This window comes from Pseudomonas caspiana (assembly GCF_040224095.2).
GTDB classification, from domain to species: Bacteria; Pseudomonadota; Gammaproteobacteria; order Pseudomonadales; family Pseudomonadaceae; genus Aquipseudomonas; species Aquipseudomonas caspiana.
Map to the genome: position 1 here is coordinate 102824 of NZ_CP167995.1, position 15697 is coordinate 118520.

Below are 15697 nucleotides of genomic sequence, written 5' to 3' on the forward strand. Positions count from 1 at the left end.
GAGGCGTAGGTAAATATGTAAATGTTTGTAGGATTATTCTTGGGGGTGGCCTGGCTGTGAGTCAGTTCTCGGTTTCTGATACGTAAGCCGATATACGAAGTTTTGATGCCTTCGCATATCGGCGTGAATTAAAAACTGTTCACTCATACCCTTGGTGAATATCCAGGGTGCTGACGTTAATTGCCCGTGGCGGAGCCCATCGAGAATTGTTGCCAACTCGATCAATAACGCAATAGGTCACCTCCAGTTGCGGTTCATCGCCAGCTTCCAGAATCAAAGTGGCAGGTACGATCAGCGTGACGGGTTTACCGACGTCGTCGGCCTCCAGCGGTTCCAGATCCATGCGCACATCGCCCCAGCGCAGGGTGATTTCGTCGCAAGGCGCCATGTTCAGGTAAGGCTCGATGGACAGTGGCAGGCCTTTCTTGACGTCGCTGGTGATCAGGCCGTTGCGGATCACGGTATCGGGCAGTGAAACCGGTGCGAGCCCCTGGTTCTCTTCGTCGCTGTCGTTGATCAACAGCCCGCCGGGCATGTCCAGCTTCACCCTCAGCCTACGGCAAGGTGAGGTAATGGGCGCTCCGCCGACCTTCATGAGCCGGTAGTAGGTCTTGATCGTGCCGCTTTGCAGGAAACTCTCCGGTACCCGTAGGACCATGGTGTAACCGACGTCGGACTCATCAAGTAATTTCGATGCGACGTAGCTGCCGCCCCAAAATAATTCGATCAGATCGCCTGCGTCCATGTCCGGATAGGGATCAATGTTGACCAGCAGGTGGGCCGCGGCACGGATGCCTACGCCATGTCTGTGAGCCTGCGGGACATACGGTGGGAACAGTTTTTGACCGCTGGTTTTGCCAAGTGTGTGAGTCATGTCTGAATGCCCGTCATAATTGAGTTGGTCATTGATAGTTGTAACAAAGTTGTAAGTGACATCATTGATAAGCACCTCGAGTTCAGCCTGTGGATAGTTAACGTATAGATTCGGTTTATGGGAAGCATTACAAAGTGTCGGTAAATTCCGCTTGTAACTGTCCGAAGGTGATGAGGTTTTCTGTTGTTCTTGAGCTAATGTCGTTTGCGCATATCTGTCAAGGCGCTAATGGATTGAATGTTAGTTGTTTGAGTAAATAAGATTATTCCTACATGAAATGATCGAACTGTTGACCGTAACGACTTGGTCCGTCCTACTTGTTGAAATATCGGGTTATGTTTATTGCGCAAGAAAACCTGCTAGCTGACAAAGCTGGTAAGAACTCAAATACTCACAGACTCGCCTTGCCCTGTAATGGATGGCAATCGAGACAGGCTTTGCGTTCAGTTTTTTAGATGTTTTTTGCGGGGGCTTTAGGCAGCGATCAACGGCTAGATTGATCAATTGATTGATGTACAAATGTAAGGCGAGCGGAAACAGCGCCAGAAGGCGCCAGTTTCCGGAAAGTACCTTGTAGGATCAGGAGCGGCTGCGCTCCAGAAATTGCCGCGTTCTTTCTTCACGAGGGTTGGCGAACAGCTCTTTCGCGTCGCCCTGCTCGACGATTACGCCCTTATCAATGAATACCACGCGGTTGGCTACGTCTCGGGCGAAGTTCATTTCGTGGGTGACGATGACCATGGTGCGGTTTTCTTCAGCCAAGGCGCGAATAGCCGTTAGCACTTCGCCCACCAACTCAGGATCCAGAGCAGAAGTGGGTTCGTCGAACAGAATCACTTCCGGCTCCATGGCCAAGGCACGGGCGATAGCCACGCGTTGCTGCTGACCGCCCGACAAGCGCCGTGGGTAGGCGTCTTCCTTGCCTGCCAGACCCACTTTGGCCAGCAGTTGCCGACCCAGTTCGGAGGCTTTTTCACGCGGCATCTTCTTGACCACGACCGGGCCTTCAATGACGTTCTCCAGCGCGGTGCGGTGCGGGAACAGATTGAAGTTCTGGAACACAAAACCCACGTGCTGACGAAGCTCTCGGATCAGGCCTTGCTGCTTGCTCAGCGGACGGTTGCCGTCGATTTCAATGTTGCCCACGATGATCTTGCCGCTGGTGGGCTCTTCCAGGAAATTCAGGCAGCGCAGCAGGGTGGTTTTACCCGAACCGCTAGGACCGATGATCGCTACGACCTCGCCGGCCTCAACCTTCAGGTCGATGCCTTTGAGCACTTGCTGACCCTTGAACTCCTTGGTCAGTTTTTCAACCACGATCATGCTTCAGGACTCCACATCATGGCGGTTGACTCTCTCTTCCAGACGGTTCTGCAGGTACGAAAGCGCCGTGGCCAGGATCCAGTAGATCAAGGCGGCCGCCAGGTACATGGTGAAAATTTCGAAGGTGCGGGCGGTGATCAGTTGTGCCTGACGGAACAGTTCCGGCACCTGAATAGTGGCCGCCAGCGCGGTGTCTTTGACCAGCGAGATAAAGCTGTTGCCCAGTGGCGGCAATGCAGTGCGCGCGGCTTGAGGCAGAATGGCCCGGCGCATGATTTGCGCGCGGGTCATGCCGATACTTGCACCGGCCTCCCATTGGCCGCGATCCACGGACGCGATAGCGGCGCGCAGGATTTCACAGGCATACGCACCCATGTTCAGCGAGAAACCGATCAGCGCAGCGGTCAGCGGTTCCAGCTCAATGCCTAGTTCCGGCAGGCCGTAATAGATCATGAACAGTTGAACCAGCAGCGGCGTGCCACGAAAGAACGACACGTAAACCCGGGCGATACCGCGCAGCAGCATCAGCGGTGACAGGCGCATGAGCGCCAGCCCGAAGCCCAGCAGCAGGCCGAAGAACATACCGCCCAGGCTCAGGAAGACCGTGTAGTACGCGCCCTTTATCAGAAAGGGCGCGGAGTCCAGCGCAAGCTTTAGACCCTCTTCAATCATTTGGTCACGTCAGCCTTGAAGTACTTCTGCGACAGCTTGGCGAGGGTGCCGTCAGCGCGCAGTTTGTCGATGGCCTTGTTGATGGCCGCAACCAGTTCAGGCTCACCTTTGCGAATGGCAATACCGGATTCCTGACGGGAGAACGGTTCGCCGGAAACTGCAAGGCTGTCCTTGGTTTTGGCGATCAGCTCCAGTGCAGCCAGACGGTCAACCAGAATGGCGTCGATGCGGCCGACACGCAGGTCCTGGTATTTGGTTGGATCATCGTCGTAGGTTTTGACGACGGCGTCCGGTACGTTTTCTTTGAGCCATTGCTCGTAGTTAGTACCCAGACCTACACCCACTTTGGCGCCTTTGAGGTCTGCTGCGGTTTTGAACTTGGCTGCGTCTTTCTTCTGCACCAGCGCCTGAATACCGGAGATGGTGTACGGCTCGGAGAAGTCATACTTCTTCTTGCGCTCTTCGGAGATCGTGACCTGGTTGACCACCACGTCCAGACGCTTGGACTCCAGCGCCGCGAGGATGCCTGCCCATGGAGTGGCTTGCAGTTGCACCTTCACGCCCAGCTCTTTGGCCAGCGCTTCGGAGAACTCGACTTCGAAACCGGTCAGTTTGCCGTTCTCATCCACGAAGCTGAAAGGAGGATAAGTGCCTTCAAGCCCGACCTTGATCGTGCCGGCTTTTTTGATTTGATCCAGTTGTTCGCCTGCAATTGCCTGGCCCATCAAACTGGAACCGAGCACCAGGCCCAGAGTGGAAAGAAGAACGGTGCGCCGAATGGCAGAAATAATCATGACTAGCCCCATTTAAGTTGTTTGGTTTCAGGCAAGAATCGGACCTGACGAACGCTACGTTGGCAGCGAATGTTTATCCAGCTTTTTCAACGCTTTGATCCGTGCTGGCGGCGATCATAAGAGCAGCTGGTTATGGCTCAAAATAACTAAAAACCTGATTTATATTCGCTTATAGAATATGGCGCCTCTTTTTCCGGAAATACCTACAGCTTCGGCGCGATCTGACATTCACCAGCTAATTCACACGATACATATGGACCGGAGCTGGGGCGATTTCCTGTAGGAGCGCGCTTGCCCGCGAAAGCATTCACACTGACGACAAAGTATGCGGCTCCGAAGTCCAATCGCGGGCAAGCACGCTCCTACAGAGCCCTTTTGGCTGAGGTATAGCTCCGTGTCAGAAACGCAGCACTATCCTCTTGCAGGGCATAGACTCCCGCCCGCTAAAAACAGCTCAAGCAAACACACCCGGATAAGCAAACAGTGCGGGTGCACCACCGGTGTGCAGAAAAATCAGCGGGCCGTCATCAAAGCGACCACGGCCAATTCCATCCAGCAATCCGGCCATGGCTTTACCGGTGTAGACCGGGTCCAGCAACAGACCTTCGTGACTGGCTACTAGTTTTATCGCAGACAAAGTGCCCGCATTCGGTTCGCCATAGCGCGGGCCGAAATACTCATCCCACAGTTCCACGTTAAAAGCATCAGGCAGTGCTACGCCTAACAACTCGGCGGTGCGTTCGGCCAGGCTTTGCACTTTCGGGCGTTGAGTTTCTTCAGGGCGCGACACGGTTACGCCAATCACGGGCAACTGCGGCAAGGCCTCAGCCAAGGCAAGGGCCAGCCCGCTATGCGTACCGGCGCTACCGGAAGCCAGCACGACAGCCGCGAAATCCAGCCCGGTCTGTTTGATCTGTTCGGCCAGCTCAAGGCCTGCCCGCACATAACCCAGTGCGCCCACCGGGCTGGAGCCGCCAATCGGCACCAAGTAAGGTTTTTTGCCGCTGGCACGCAGACGCGCGGCCAATGCGTGCAACTGCTCGTCGGCGTTGTCGAGGTTTTCCACCATCTCGACCTTGGCGTCGAACAGGTCCAGCAGCAGACGATTGCCGTTGTGCAGGTAGTTGCTGTCTTCGGTGGCGATCGGGTTTTCCAGTAGCGCCACACAGCTCAGGCCCAGACGGGCGGCCAGGGCAGCGGTCTGACGCACATGGTTGGACTGAATCGCGCCCGCTGTAATCAGTGTGTCAGCGCCCTGCGCCAGCGCATCGGCGGCGAGGTATTCCAGCTTGCGAACCTTATTGCCACCCAAGGCCAGCGTCGTGGTGTCATCGCGCTTGATATAGATGTCGCGGCCCGCCCAGACCGACAGGCGCTCCAGTTTTTCCAGTGCAGTGGGGGCACCGATCAAGTCCAGGCGATTAAATTGAGCGAGCTGTTGTTTGATCATGAGGATAGGTAAGCCGTGTAAAGAGTCGCAGGACTATAAGCAGACGCTTCCTACAGGGCAACTTCTCACTGCTTATGCCCTCAGAGGAGAACACCTACTTAAATTGTTATTTTTTAGCCTGAAATGTTTGCCGTAGAGTGGCCGCATCAGCGGCCAGCGCGATAAGGCCGTACCCCGAACCGAGGAGAAGTCAGCGTGAGTGATATCCCAGAGGCATCCGCCGAAGGCCGATCCAGTCACTGGCAGTTGCAGCAGATCGTCAGTGAGCTGCGTACCGCGCGTGATGATTGGCGGGCACGTAACAAACGGGTCAGTGGTGAGCACGGCGGCCGAGAGCTGCCCTCCAGAGCTGCCATGCGCGACATTCTTGAAGCGCTCTGCGGCGCGCTGTTCCCCATGCGTCTGGGGCCGGTAGATCTGCGCGAAGAAAGTGAAGACTTTTATGTCGGTCATACCCTCGACGTCGCACTCAATGCGCTGCTGGCGCAGGCTCGGCTGGAGCTGCGCTACGTGGCACATCAACGCTCCGAGGACGTTCGTGCGCTGGATAAGCAGGCACTGGACCTGATTCAGGGCTTTGCCCGCGCCTTGCCGCAGATGCGCACGCTGCTCGACACTGACGTGCTGGCCGCTTATCACGGCGACCCGGCGGCCCGCAGCGTTGACGAAGTGCTGCTGTGCTATCCCGGAATTCTAGCCGTCATCCACCACCGTATCGCCCACCACCTGTACCGTGCAGGCTTACCGCTGCTGGCGCGGATCAGCTCGGAAATCGCCCATTCCGCTACCGGCATCGACATCCATCCCGGCGCGCAGATCGGCCCAAGCTTTTTTATCGACCACGGCACAGGCGTCGTCATCGGTGAAACCGCCATCATCGGCGAGCGAGTGCGCATCTACCAGGCCGTCACCCTGGGCGCCAAACGCTTCCCGGCAGACGAAGACGGCCAACTGCAAAAAGGCCACGCCCGCCACCCCATCGTCGAAGACGACGTCGTGATCTACGCTGGCGCAACGATTCTGGGCCGCATAACGATTGGCAAAGGTTCGACCATTGGCGGCAACGTCTGGCTGACGCGCAGCGTGCCAGCGGGTTGCAACCTGACGCAGGCTAATTTGTTGCAGCAGGATGATGGGAGTCAGAAGTAGATGTCGGCCTTTAATTGTCCTGTCGGCTTTCAATAGGGATAAATCCTACGGATGCTGCTAGCAGCATCCGACTTCTTGTTGCTGTGCGTTAGTGCAAAGTCCCGCCTTTTACCCAGGCCAAGGACTCGCCCATGTTCAACCCCGCCAATCGCGCCTCGTTCACGCTGGAAATCGACGGGCTTGAGCATGACTTACGAGTGCTGGCCTTCACGGCCAAAGAGTCCATCAGTCGTCCGTTCAGCGTACGCATCGAGTTGGTCAGCGAGCGGGCCAATCTCAAACTGGGAGAGCTGCTGCACCGCCTGGCGTTTCTGAAAATTGACGCTGAAGGTAATGGTTTTCACGGACAGATTGGCGAAATTGCCCAGGGTGATTCGGGCAAGCGCTTCACCCACTATTACATCCAGTTGGTGCCCAGCCTCAAGCGTCTGGAATACCGCCGCAATCATCGGATTTTTCAGGGCAAGACGGTCCCGGACATCATCGCGTTGGTCCTCAAGGATCACGCCATCTTCAGTAATGCGTTTGCTTTCAGGTTGCGCGAATCCTTCAAGCCTCGCGACTACTGCACCCAGTATCAGGAAACCGATCTGCATTTCGTGCGCAGGCTATGTGAAGAAGAGGGCATCCACTTTCATTTTCAGCACAGCCCGAGCGCGCATCTGCTGGTGTTTGCTGACGATCCGATTCAATTGCCGGTGCTCAAACCTGCGGTCTCATACGTGCAGAGCAGCGGGTTGGTCGCAGAAGCTTCGGTCATCAACAAATTCAACGTTCGTCTCGCAACACGTTCAGGCAAGGCCAGCCAGCAGAACTATCACTTTCAATTGCCCAAGGTGGACCTGCTCAGCAGCGCGGGCGTCGAAGGTCGTAGTGAGCTGGAGGATTACCACTATCCAGCGCCGTTCACCGACCTCAGCGTCGGCACACGGCAGGCGCGAAAGGCACTGGAACGAAACCGCAGCGACGTTCAACTGGCCAGTGGCAACAGCGATCAGAGCGCGCTGGTCAGCGGTCACTTGTTTGAACTGACGCATCCCAATCCGCAGTGGAGTCAGCAGTGGTTATTAACCTCGGTTTTTCATGAGGGTAAACAACCACAGGTGCTTGAAGAGTCCATGCCTCGCTCGTCTGAGCAGGGAGCATTTACCCAAGGCTATCGCAACCGTTTTGAGGCCATCCCCGGCAAGGTGCCGTTTCGTCCACCGCTCAGGCACCGCAAGCCACGGGTTCTAGGCAGCCAGCACGCGGTGGTCACCGGCCCGCAGGGAGAAGAGATTTACTGCGACGAATACGGCCGGACCAAGGTCAAGTTCTTTTGGGACCGCGAGGGTAGTCGCAACGAGCATTCCAGCTGCTGGCTGCGGGTGGCCACCGGCTGGGCGCAAGAGCAATACGGTACGGCGATGATTCCGCGAGTCGGTATGGAAGTGATCGTCGGTTACTTCGAAGCCGATCCGGACCAGCCTTACGTACTGGCTTGCCTGCCCAATGCCGGTACGCGAGCACCGCTGAACCTGCCCGCGCAGAATACCCAGACCGTGCTCAAGACCCAAAGCAGCCCTGGGGGCGCAGGCTTCAACGAGCTGCGCATCGAAGACCGCAAAGGCGCCGAGTCCATTTCCATCCGTGCTCAACGCAACTGGTCCGAGCACGTCCTCAACGATCAGTCGATTCAGGTGGATAACCAGCGCAAGGTCAAGGTCACCGGCTTGTCCAGCCACGAATCGCACGACGAAGAACACCACCTCACGCACGGGGCACGTAAAACCCAGGTGCTGGCCGATGATTCGTTGACGGTAGTGGGCAACCAGCACATCAGTGCTGCGAATCATCTGGTCAGCGCCGCGCAGGAAATCCACCTGTCGGCCGGGCAAAACATGATTGTCGACGCCACGCTCAGCACCACTATCAAAGCGGGCGGCCACTGGATATCGATTACTCCGGCGGGGATTTTTACCAGCGTACCGATTTTGCTGGGTGGAGTTCCTTTGCCGGGGATGCCTGCCGTTCCGGTCCCGCCCGTACCTCTCGAAAAACGAGTAGCGGTTCCGGGCGGTTCTTCCACGCCGGTAATGGACGTCTCGGTTCAACCCATCCGTGATGAGTTCGAAATTCTTCCCGCCCGTTGTGAGGCCTGCGAAGCCGCCAAAGCGGAAGAACTGGCGCAGGGAGGCCAGTCATGACCGCCCCCTCCCAGGCTAATTATTTATTGATCGACGGCGCGTTAAGGCCTGGCGCACTGGCCAGCCTTTATCAGCGTCATGAAATGTTTGAAATCGATCCGCTGTATTTGGGAACTCGCTGGAAAGACCTTTACGACCTTGGGCCGATTCTGGTCAAGCCTTTACCGGGCAGCACGCTCCTGTCGGACTGGTTCGATGATGAGGCGCTTCTGGCAGACTCAACGCTGATGTTTAGCGAGGCCTCAATTCAGGAAGTCGCCAGCCACCTTCGACGGCTTATCAGCCCGCCTGACTGTAACGGTGGCAGCGGTTTACTGCGCTTCGCCGATCCGCTGGTGGCGCATTTTTGGCTGTCGAGTTTTTCTGAATCGGAAAACCTGCATCTGGGCCCCATCCAGCATTGGTGGGTAGCCAAGCCAAAACAGACCTGGGAGCCACGTTCGCAGCCTTCATTGCAGATATTCAGCGGATCCAATACCGGGTTGCCTTGGGACAACCGCTGCGTACTGCTCGGACCCGACCAGATACTCGCGCTTGAGCAAACCCAACACTGGCGGTTTCTTGGGCGTGTTCACGCGTGGGTCCGTGAGCGAAACCCTTCGTTCTTTCTCGACATGAGCAGTCCGCAGATCACTGATTGGTTGGACTCCAGCCTGACAGCAGGCCTGGAATGGGGCCTTGTCAGCGAGCGAGGGCTGGTTATCTGGATCGAGACATGTGCCGACGATGGCCAGGACTTCGCCACTCGCCCGCATGGCCATTACCAAAGCTGGCTAACCCACGATCCGGCACACGCTCGCCTGTCTCCCGAAGCACGAATCAAAGCTTTCGACGCGCACCGCTATGCGCAAAAGGATAACGCTCATGGCTGATAAAAACGGTAACCCTCAGCAGTGTCGCAACGCTCGATTCTCTAATCGGCCCATGGCTAATCCGGGAGTTTGCCCGTTCAAAGGTCCGGATATCGCCATTGTGCCCATGCGCTATGCGCTGGATCGCTCGCGCTATGACGTCGATCCCGGTCGGCTCACGCCGCTGAGTGCCGAGGGCAAATGGAAATGCCCTCCCAAACTGCAAAGCCGCAGCTACACCTTGCGACAGCTGCGCGATGGTTTTGTGTATGTCTACGACGAAACCGATGAGGTGCTGCACGAGTACCGCTTTCAGGCGCATGACGCGAGCCTGACGCGGATTGTCTGGAGCGGTACGGAGCAAGATACCCGGTCTGCGTCAGGAGAAAGCCGCAGCCACCTGCTTTATCCCCGAACTCACAAGTTGCGCATGGCGTTTTCGCCGTATCAATGGACCTGGCGCATGTGCCAGATGATGAGTGCCAGCAGCGTGAAGCGTTCCTCATGGCTGCGGGAGCTGGACTTACGCGACTACTGCCGACAGATGACCGCCTGGCATGCGCTGCCGTTAACCCGCCTGAGCAAGCGGGTAGTGGCAGACGTGGATCCCCATCCCATCAACCATGACGGCCGTTTTGCTGATTCTGCCCATCCTCCTGTGGCGGACGAAGAAGGCAAATATCCATCTGTTGCCCTCGCGGCCGATGTGCTCTGGACCGGTAGCGTCGAGGACAAATTTAGTTCGGTACTGATCGCGCTGGACGATCCGTTAGCGATGCTCGAAGACCTCGGCATGCAGCTCGCAACGGATCAAGCGGCGCTTCATGAATTTCAGCTGGAGCACGAACACGCACTGAATATCGCGGGCGTCGTAGAAAAGCTATGCGGTGCAGCGGGTGACAAGTCGTTACTGCCTGCTGCGGTACTCAAAGATGAAGCGAAAACCCGGCAGTACATTCGGGATATCGAAGCGTACTTCGAGCAGCTTCAGGTGGAGGATGACCTCAAACAAAGTGCTGACGGTCAGGTTTTAGGGCTCATTGAATTGCCCTCTGCCGCCTTGGGCGATGAGCTCAAGGCTAATTACGGCAGTTTGCCGAATCCCGACCTGCGCCAAAGCTGGCAGGACCGCAGCAAGTGGCGTCGCGAGGTCGATCTGGAAGCAGCGCGGGAATACTCCGACACCCAGAACGCGCGACTGAAGACCCTGCGTGCGCAAGTCACTGAAACTCAGAATGACATCAAGGCATTAGTTGGCTACATCGGAACCGATCCGGTTCGACTGTTCATCGACACCACCCACTCCACCTCGCTGCTGTGCCTGCTGGACGTTGTTTCCGACCTGCTTCGCAACCTGAGTCAGGACCTCGGTTTCTCTCGCTGGCTGCAAGAGGAAGAAGAGAACAGCAAAACCCTGTTTGGCTTTGCTCGTTTCGGCTTCTCCCATGTAATCAAAGATGCCCTAACCGATGAAGCCAATCGCGTGATGCAGGGGATTTCCGATGTCACGGCATTAGTAGGGCGGGCAGGGGAACTGAACGGATTCCTCACCCACGATGCCTTGGCAGAAAAACCTTGGATCAAGGCGCTGAGCGAACCGGCGCAAATGACCCTGAATGCCTTGGTTGATCTGGCAAAAGGTGCTGGCAAGGCGACCTTGGAAAACATCCAGCTAGCATTCTTTCCGGTCGACAGTCGTTTGGCTAAAGGTGCCGTTAACGACAACGCCGCATTGTTGCTACGCAATCTGCTCATGGGCCATGTGCTTCTCAACCACCCCGAGAAACTGCAGATCGACGAGGACTTCGCTAAACGCCACGCCGCTTGGAACGCCGAACTGAAAAAAGGTCGCGATCTCTACAAAACGGCTCAATACCGCTGGCTCTACCAGCCCCAACAATACGATCGCCGCGCCATAGCTTCGGTCATGCAAGACATCCAGCGCCAATTGACGCAGCACAGGCTCAACGAGCCGTTGCTGTTTGACTATCGCAGCAAGCGCTACGGTCAAGTCATGCAGACCAGGATCTCTAATTTCTTCGCCAAACACGGCCAGCTCACCCAGACATGGAGCAAACAGGCCAAAGCCTGGAGCGCCGAACACGGCCTTAACGCTGGCGCCATCACCTGGGGTATCGCCGCCATCAACCTGCTTAACACCTTCGTTACTTACGAGACCGCTAGCCGGGATGGTGAGTTGAATAAGAAGGATTGGGCGAAGGTGGCGTCAGCTGCGGCCTATACCGGGAATGCGTTGATGGCAGTGTTTGTCGAGACTGGTTGGGGGGCAATGAAAGATTTGGCGGTTTCTGGTAGCGACTCGAAACCCATCAAAATTACCCAGCAGTCTGCAGTTCAGTGGACTCGAGCGGGTAAATCCGACTGGGGGAAATTAATAAAAGGATTTGGTGCGAGGTTGGTTGGTTTAGGCGGGTTTGCTGTGGTAGCTGCGTCTTTGGAGTGGTGGGATATCGATGATGATTACCTGAATACGGACTCAGCGTTGGATAAAGATGTAATGGATATAAAGAAGATCTCAGTCCTTGGATTTGCAGTGGTGGGTGGGGCTCAATTGTCAGCTGGCATTGCAGCACTAATGGGTTATGGAGCACTAGCTGCCTTGGTCATGAACCCTTGGTTCATTGGTTTCGCAGCAGTGATTGGGGTGGTGTACCTTTTATCAACTCTGGCTCTCAACTATTTGAAGCGTGATGTAGTCGGCCATTGGCTGCACAAGTGCCGCTGGCCCCGCTACCCGGATGAACGTTTTAAAGATCAAAATGAGGAGAATCAAACATTTCTCGAAATTCAACTGGCTCCGGCTATTTTCATAAAGCCCACATTCCATGCCAGCCAACATTACTTTCCGGACATTGGTTACCTACCGACTGAGACCCAAAATGGCGCCTGGGTGCAACTGCGATTGCCCGGCACCATTCGAGGCGAGTTGGCGCATGTGAATTTGACTGCAACCGGCCGACCGCTTCCTGGCTTTCCGGTAGAGAAAGTTGGCGACAGCCTGAAGGACTGCTTCAGTGGCTACGGCACAGTTGAGGCTGTTGCTCAGTGGCGAAGAGTCTCTCCGCTCAAAACTCAGACCCACTTCAACGAGCCGCTGCAAACCATTTCGCCTCCAGCAGACGAAGACGTTATCTGGCAAACCTGGGTTCCGCTGACTGAAGGCGCGAAATATCTGGAACTGCAAGTTTGGTATCCGGAACACATTTTGACCATTCGAGAAGGCGACCAAGGTTATCGCTATCAGATTGAACTGACTCCAGAGGGGGATACTGATGGCAGCGAGAGTCGAGTGGTGGGTTCAAGTAAAAACTCACTGACGGTTGAGTCATTAGGCAGTCGCGCGGACGCTTTGCAGCTACCCGTTCCGCTGTAGTGATTACGAGTGCGTAATAGGAGCGAGCAAAAAACTTGCTCGCGGAAAGCTCCCTGTCTTTCACAAGGTTTGCTGACTGGTCAGGCCTGCCCCACTTGGGGGTGTTTAGTTCGAATGCTAAAGTTTTTCTTACATGAGAGTAGTTAAGTAAATGAGCGCGAAAGAGAATGCACAAGTACGTGAAGCCTCCATCGGCGCAGATGTACCTCTGGAGACGGAAGCCAGCTCGATTTTCATGCGCTGGGAGATAAAGGCCCATGCACATCCTACGTTATATGGGGACATACCCATGATTGCGCTTGGCGCATTTCCTTTTTTGTTTTTTCTCTACGGTATTTTTTTTCATGAGAACGAAAATACAAGGCACTCATTTATAAATTCAGGTGCGTTTGGCATGGCGCTGGTTTTTTTCATATGGATTGTAATCGCTCGACAAAAGACCTTCTATTCTTATCGCATTTCTGAGAAAGGCGGGGAAGTCGACTACTGGCTGTACTTTCCAAAATGCGCGGGTTGGATATTCAAAGGCATTGCCATTTTTGCCTTGGTCACCGTACTGGTCATTGTCTCAATTATGCCAATGATGATTTTTGCTTTGGTCGGCGTCGGCGCTATTACCATTCCGGCTGCGTTGAAGCTGCTGGCCTGGGAGAATGAGATTGATAGCGGCAGTTTTGAGTGGGGTAGAGTGCAGTTGATAGTGGCGGATCGAAAGAGAAGTCTCGTGGTTCTTCAGCGAAGATACCATCCCGATATTCCGTTTGAGCAAAACTACCTGTATTTCAAAGTTTTTTTGCCCAAGCAGCAGTTTGATGAGTTTGTTGAAACTTGCAAAAAACATGTACCTTCCACTGTGGATTTTGAAGAGGGGGACGCTGGATATTAGTCTGTTGGTCCGCATATTTTGGAGGTCAATGGAAGGGGGAAGCCTAGTCGTGAATTTCTTGTCTAAGTATCGATTTTGGATAGCTATATGTCGAAATTGAAAAAAAGGGTTAAGAGCAAGCCTAGTGTTCGCAAAGCTCCTCTGGTCTGGAAGATAAGAGCGCATGCACGACCTACTCTTCCTGCAGATATCGGAATGGGTGTGCTGTTTGTGCTTCCGATAACTTTATTTGCTTTTGGATGGCAAGGAGATGTTAGCGTTGAGACGAAGGGAACTCTTATTGGTGGGGGAGTGATTTCGGTTGTCATTTACTTATATCTCTGGGTTCTGGGCGTAAGGCAAAAGACAGTATTTGAATATCATGTGGATAAGTTTGGGGGAGATGTGACCTGCCAGCTATATTATCCAAAATACGCAGGACGCTTTTTCAAAGGCCTCGCCATCTTCGCCCTCATAGCCATCCTCTCCATGATCTCAATAGACCCAAGCCTAATTTGGATCGCTGCGGGGCCAGCGGGTATTTCCATCGCTGCGGCAATAAAGCTTCTCAACTGGGAAAACCCCATCGAGCATCATGCCACTGACTGGGCGCGCTATGACCTCGTCTTCATCGATCGCAAGCGGAAAATGGTCGTCCCCAGCTTTCATGCCGATCCCCTGGCAGGCTTCGAAATCCACCTCGAAAAAGCCAGAATCGATGACTTTGTTGCCTTCTTGAAGACCGTAATTCCACACGCTGAATTCCGCGAAGCTGAATGGAAGTGGTAACCCCTGAGCTACCTTGAATGCCCCAGTTCGGGGCGGTCTCTGGGCATCGCTCATATGCGTAGGTCATCGCCCCTTCGCAAGCACGGTGATGAATTCAGTTCGGATACTGATGTGTTTTTACATAGAGTAGTAGTAATGAGTTTGACACAGAATGCACAGGTACAGGAAACTTCCATCGAGGCAGATGTACCTCTGGAGAAGGAAGTGAGCTCTATCTTTATGCGTTGGGATATTAAGGCCCATGCGCATCCGACGGTATATGTGGACGTACCCACGATTGCGATTGGCTCGTTTCCATTAATGTGTTATCTCTATGGCGCTTTTTTTCATCAGAACGAAAATACTAAGCATCTATTCACTGATACGGCCTTGTTTGGCATGGCACTGGTTTTTTTCTTATGGGTTACAATCGCCCGACAAAAAACCTTTTACTCTTACCGCATTTCTGAGAAAGGCGGGGAAGTCGACTACTGGCTGTACTTTCCAAAATGCGCGGGTTGGATATTCAAAGGCATTGCCATTTTTGCTTTAGTCACCGTGCTGGCCATAATCTCAATCATGCCAATGATGATTTTTGCTCTGGTCGGCGTCGGCGCTGTTACCATCCCGGCTGCGTTGAAGCTGCTGGCCTGGGAGAATGAGATTGATAGCGGCAGTTTTGAGTGGGATAGAGTGCAGCTGATAGTGGCGGATCGAAAGAGAAATCTCGTGGTTCTTCAGCGAAGATACAACCCTAATATTCCTTTTGAGCAAAACTACATGTATTTCAAAGTTTTTTTGCCTAGGCAGCGGTTTGATGAGTTTATTGATGCTTGCAAACAATACGCCCCTTCCATAGTAGACTTTGAAGAGGGTGATGCTGGGTATTAGCCCATTATTTCACGTGTTTCGGAAGTCAATAAAAGGGAGGAGGGCGTGGTAGTAAGTTTCCTTTCTATGTTCTCAATAGACCCAAGCCTGATTTGGATCGCAGCAGGCCCGGCGGGAATTTCCATCGCTGCGGCAGTTAAGCTGCTCAACTGGGAAAACCCCGTCGAGCATCACGCCACTGACTGGGCGCGCTATGACCTCGTCTTCATCGATTGCAAGCGGAAAATAGTCGTTCCCAGCTTTCATGCCGATCCCCTGGCGGGCTTCGAAGTCCACCTCGAAAAAGCCAGAATCGATGACTTCGTTGCCTTCCTGAAGACCGTAATTCCACACGCTGAATTTCGTGAAGCTGAGTGGAAGTGGTAACCCCTGAGACACGTCGAAATCCCCAACCCGACAAGCGGTCCCAGCACGGAACGATTCCCGTGAACCGGGCGTCATAACCTCCCTTGAGCCAGCATCCATCGGCCTCGCGATTAG

Annotated in this window: 13 protein-coding genes; 8 read left to right on the plus strand and 5 right to left on the minus strand. The window is 54.5% G+C overall.

What is annotated here, in order from left to right; all coding sequences use genetic code 11:
* Window positions 1-139: 139 nt before the first annotated feature.
* The 5 genes from ABRP31_RS00485 to ABRP31_RS00505 form a co-directional block, all read right to left on the minus strand.
* Window positions 140-874 (minus strand): hypothetical protein, encoded by a 735-nt coding sequence (locus tag ABRP31_RS00485; RefSeq protein WP_349971021.1) that lies wholly within the window; start codon window positions 872-874, stop codon window positions 140-142.
* Between the two features lie 579 nt (window positions 875-1453).
* Window positions 1454-2197 (minus strand): L-cystine ABC transporter ATP-binding protein TcyN, encoded by a 744-nt coding sequence (tcyN, locus tag ABRP31_RS00490; protein ID WP_087268384.1) that lies wholly within the window; start codon window positions 2195-2197, stop codon window positions 1454-1456.
* Window positions 2198-2200: 3 nt separating this feature from the next.
* Window positions 2201-2869, minus strand: a complete 669-nt coding sequence (tcyL, locus tag ABRP31_RS00495) for a cystine ABC transporter permease (protein ID WP_087268386.1) — start codon at window positions 2867-2869, stop codon at window positions 2201-2203.
* On the minus strand, window positions 2866-3663 hold the full coding sequence (gene tcyJ / locus ABRP31_RS00500; RefSeq protein ID WP_349971022.1) for a cystine ABC transporter substrate-binding protein: 798 nt from the start codon (window positions 3661-3663) through the stop codon (window positions 2866-2868). The genes tcyL and tcyJ overlap by 4 nt, the downstream gene beginning before the upstream one ends.
* A 454-nt stretch (window positions 3664-4117) precedes the next feature.
* A complete protein-coding gene (locus ABRP31_RS00505) occupies window positions 4118-5113 on the minus strand; it encodes a D-cysteine desulfhydrase (RefSeq protein WP_349971023.1) in 996 nt (331 codons plus the stop codon).
* Between the two features lie 195 nt (window positions 5114-5308).
* Between ABRP31_RS00505 and epsC the strand changes: the two genes are divergently transcribed.
* The 8 genes from epsC to ABRP31_RS00545 all read left to right on the plus strand — a co-directional run bounded on the left by epsC (window position 5309) and on the right by ABRP31_RS00545 (window position 15583).
* Entirely contained in the window at window positions 5309-6262 is a 954-nt protein-coding gene (gene epsC, locus ABRP31_RS00510; RefSeq protein ID WP_349971024.1) for a serine O-acetyltransferase EpsC, read from the plus strand.
* A gap of 131 nt (window positions 6263-6393) precedes the next feature.
* Window positions 6394-8448, plus strand: a complete 2055-nt coding sequence (tssI, locus tag ABRP31_RS00515; RefSeq protein ID WP_349971025.1) for a type VI secretion system tip protein TssI/VgrG — start codon at window positions 6394-6396, stop codon at window positions 8446-8448.
* On the plus strand, window positions 8445-9320 hold the full coding sequence (locus ABRP31_RS00520; RefSeq protein WP_349971026.1) for a DUF4123 domain-containing protein: 876 nt from the start codon (window positions 8445-8447) through the stop codon (window positions 9318-9320). The genes tssI and ABRP31_RS00520 overlap by 4 nt, the downstream gene beginning before the upstream one ends.
* A gap of 52 nt (window positions 9321-9372) precedes the next feature.
* Window positions 9373-12693 (plus strand): toxin VasX, encoded by a 3321-nt coding sequence (locus ABRP31_RS00525; RefSeq protein ID WP_349971119.1) that lies wholly within the window; start codon window positions 9373-9375, stop codon window positions 12691-12693.
* A 151-nt stretch (window positions 12694-12844) separates the two neighbouring features.
* The gene (locus tag ABRP31_RS00530; RefSeq protein ID WP_349971027.1) at window positions 12845-13579 is read left to right on the plus strand and encodes a hypothetical protein; all 735 of its coding nucleotides are present in this window, start codon (window positions 12845-12847) and stop codon (window positions 13577-13579) included.
* Between the two features lie 87 nt (window positions 13580-13666).
* Window positions 13667-14347, plus strand: a complete 681-nt coding sequence (locus ABRP31_RS00535) for a hypothetical protein (RefSeq protein WP_349971028.1) — start codon at window positions 13667-13669, stop codon at window positions 14345-14347.
* A gap of 135 nt (window positions 14348-14482) precedes the next feature.
* Window positions 14483-15217: a hypothetical protein gene (locus tag ABRP31_RS00540; RefSeq protein ID WP_349971029.1), complete on the plus strand. Its 735-nt coding sequence runs from the start codon at window positions 14483-14485 to the stop codon at window positions 15215-15217.
* 45 nt (window positions 15218-15262) lie between these two features.
* The gene (locus ABRP31_RS00545; RefSeq protein WP_349971030.1) at window positions 15263-15583 is read left to right on the plus strand and encodes a hypothetical protein; all 321 of its coding nucleotides are present in this window, start codon (window positions 15263-15265) and stop codon (window positions 15581-15583) included.
* Window positions 15584-15697 lie beyond the last annotated feature (114 nt).

Excerpts from the sequence above, each read along its gene's own strand:
- ABRP31_RS00485 (WP_349971021.1), bottom strand. The coding sequence starts at position 874 with ATGACTCACACACTTGGCAAAACCAGCGGTCAAAAACTGTTCCCACCG.
- tcyN (WP_087268384.1), bottom strand. The coding sequence starts at position 2,197 with ATGATCGTGGTTGAAAAACTGACCAAGGAGTTCAAGGGTCAGCAAGTG.
- tcyL (WP_087268386.1), bottom strand. The coding sequence starts at position 2,869 with ATGATTGAAGAGGGTCTAAAGCTTGCGCTGGACTCCGCGCCCTTTCTG.
- tcyJ (WP_349971022.1), bottom strand. The coding sequence starts at position 3,663 with ATGATTATTTCTGCCATTCGGCGCACCGTTCTTCTTTCCACTCTGGGC.
- ABRP31_RS00505 (WP_349971023.1), bottom strand. The coding sequence starts at position 5,113 with ATGATCAAACAACAGCTCGCTCAATTTAATCGCCTGGACTTGATCGGT.
- tssI (WP_349971025.1), top strand. The coding sequence starts at position 6,394 with ATGTTCAACCCCGCCAATCGCGCCTCGTTCACGCTGGAAATCGACGGG.
- ABRP31_RS00520 (WP_349971026.1), top strand. The coding sequence starts at position 8,445 with ATGACCGCCCCCTCCCAGGCTAATTATTTATTGATCGACGGCGCGTTA.
- ABRP31_RS00525 (WP_349971119.1), top strand. The coding sequence starts at position 9,373 with ATGGCTAATCCGGGAGTTTGCCCGTTCAAAGGTCCGGATATCGCCATT.
- ABRP31_RS00530 (WP_349971027.1), top strand. The coding sequence starts at position 12,845 with ATGAGCGCGAAAGAGAATGCACAAGTACGTGAAGCCTCCATCGGCGCA.
- ABRP31_RS00535 (WP_349971028.1), top strand. The coding sequence starts at position 13,667 with ATGTCGAAATTGAAAAAAAGGGTTAAGAGCAAGCCTAGTGTTCGCAAA.
- ABRP31_RS00540 (WP_349971029.1), top strand. The coding sequence starts at position 14,483 with ATGAGTTTGACACAGAATGCACAGGTACAGGAAACTTCCATCGAGGCA.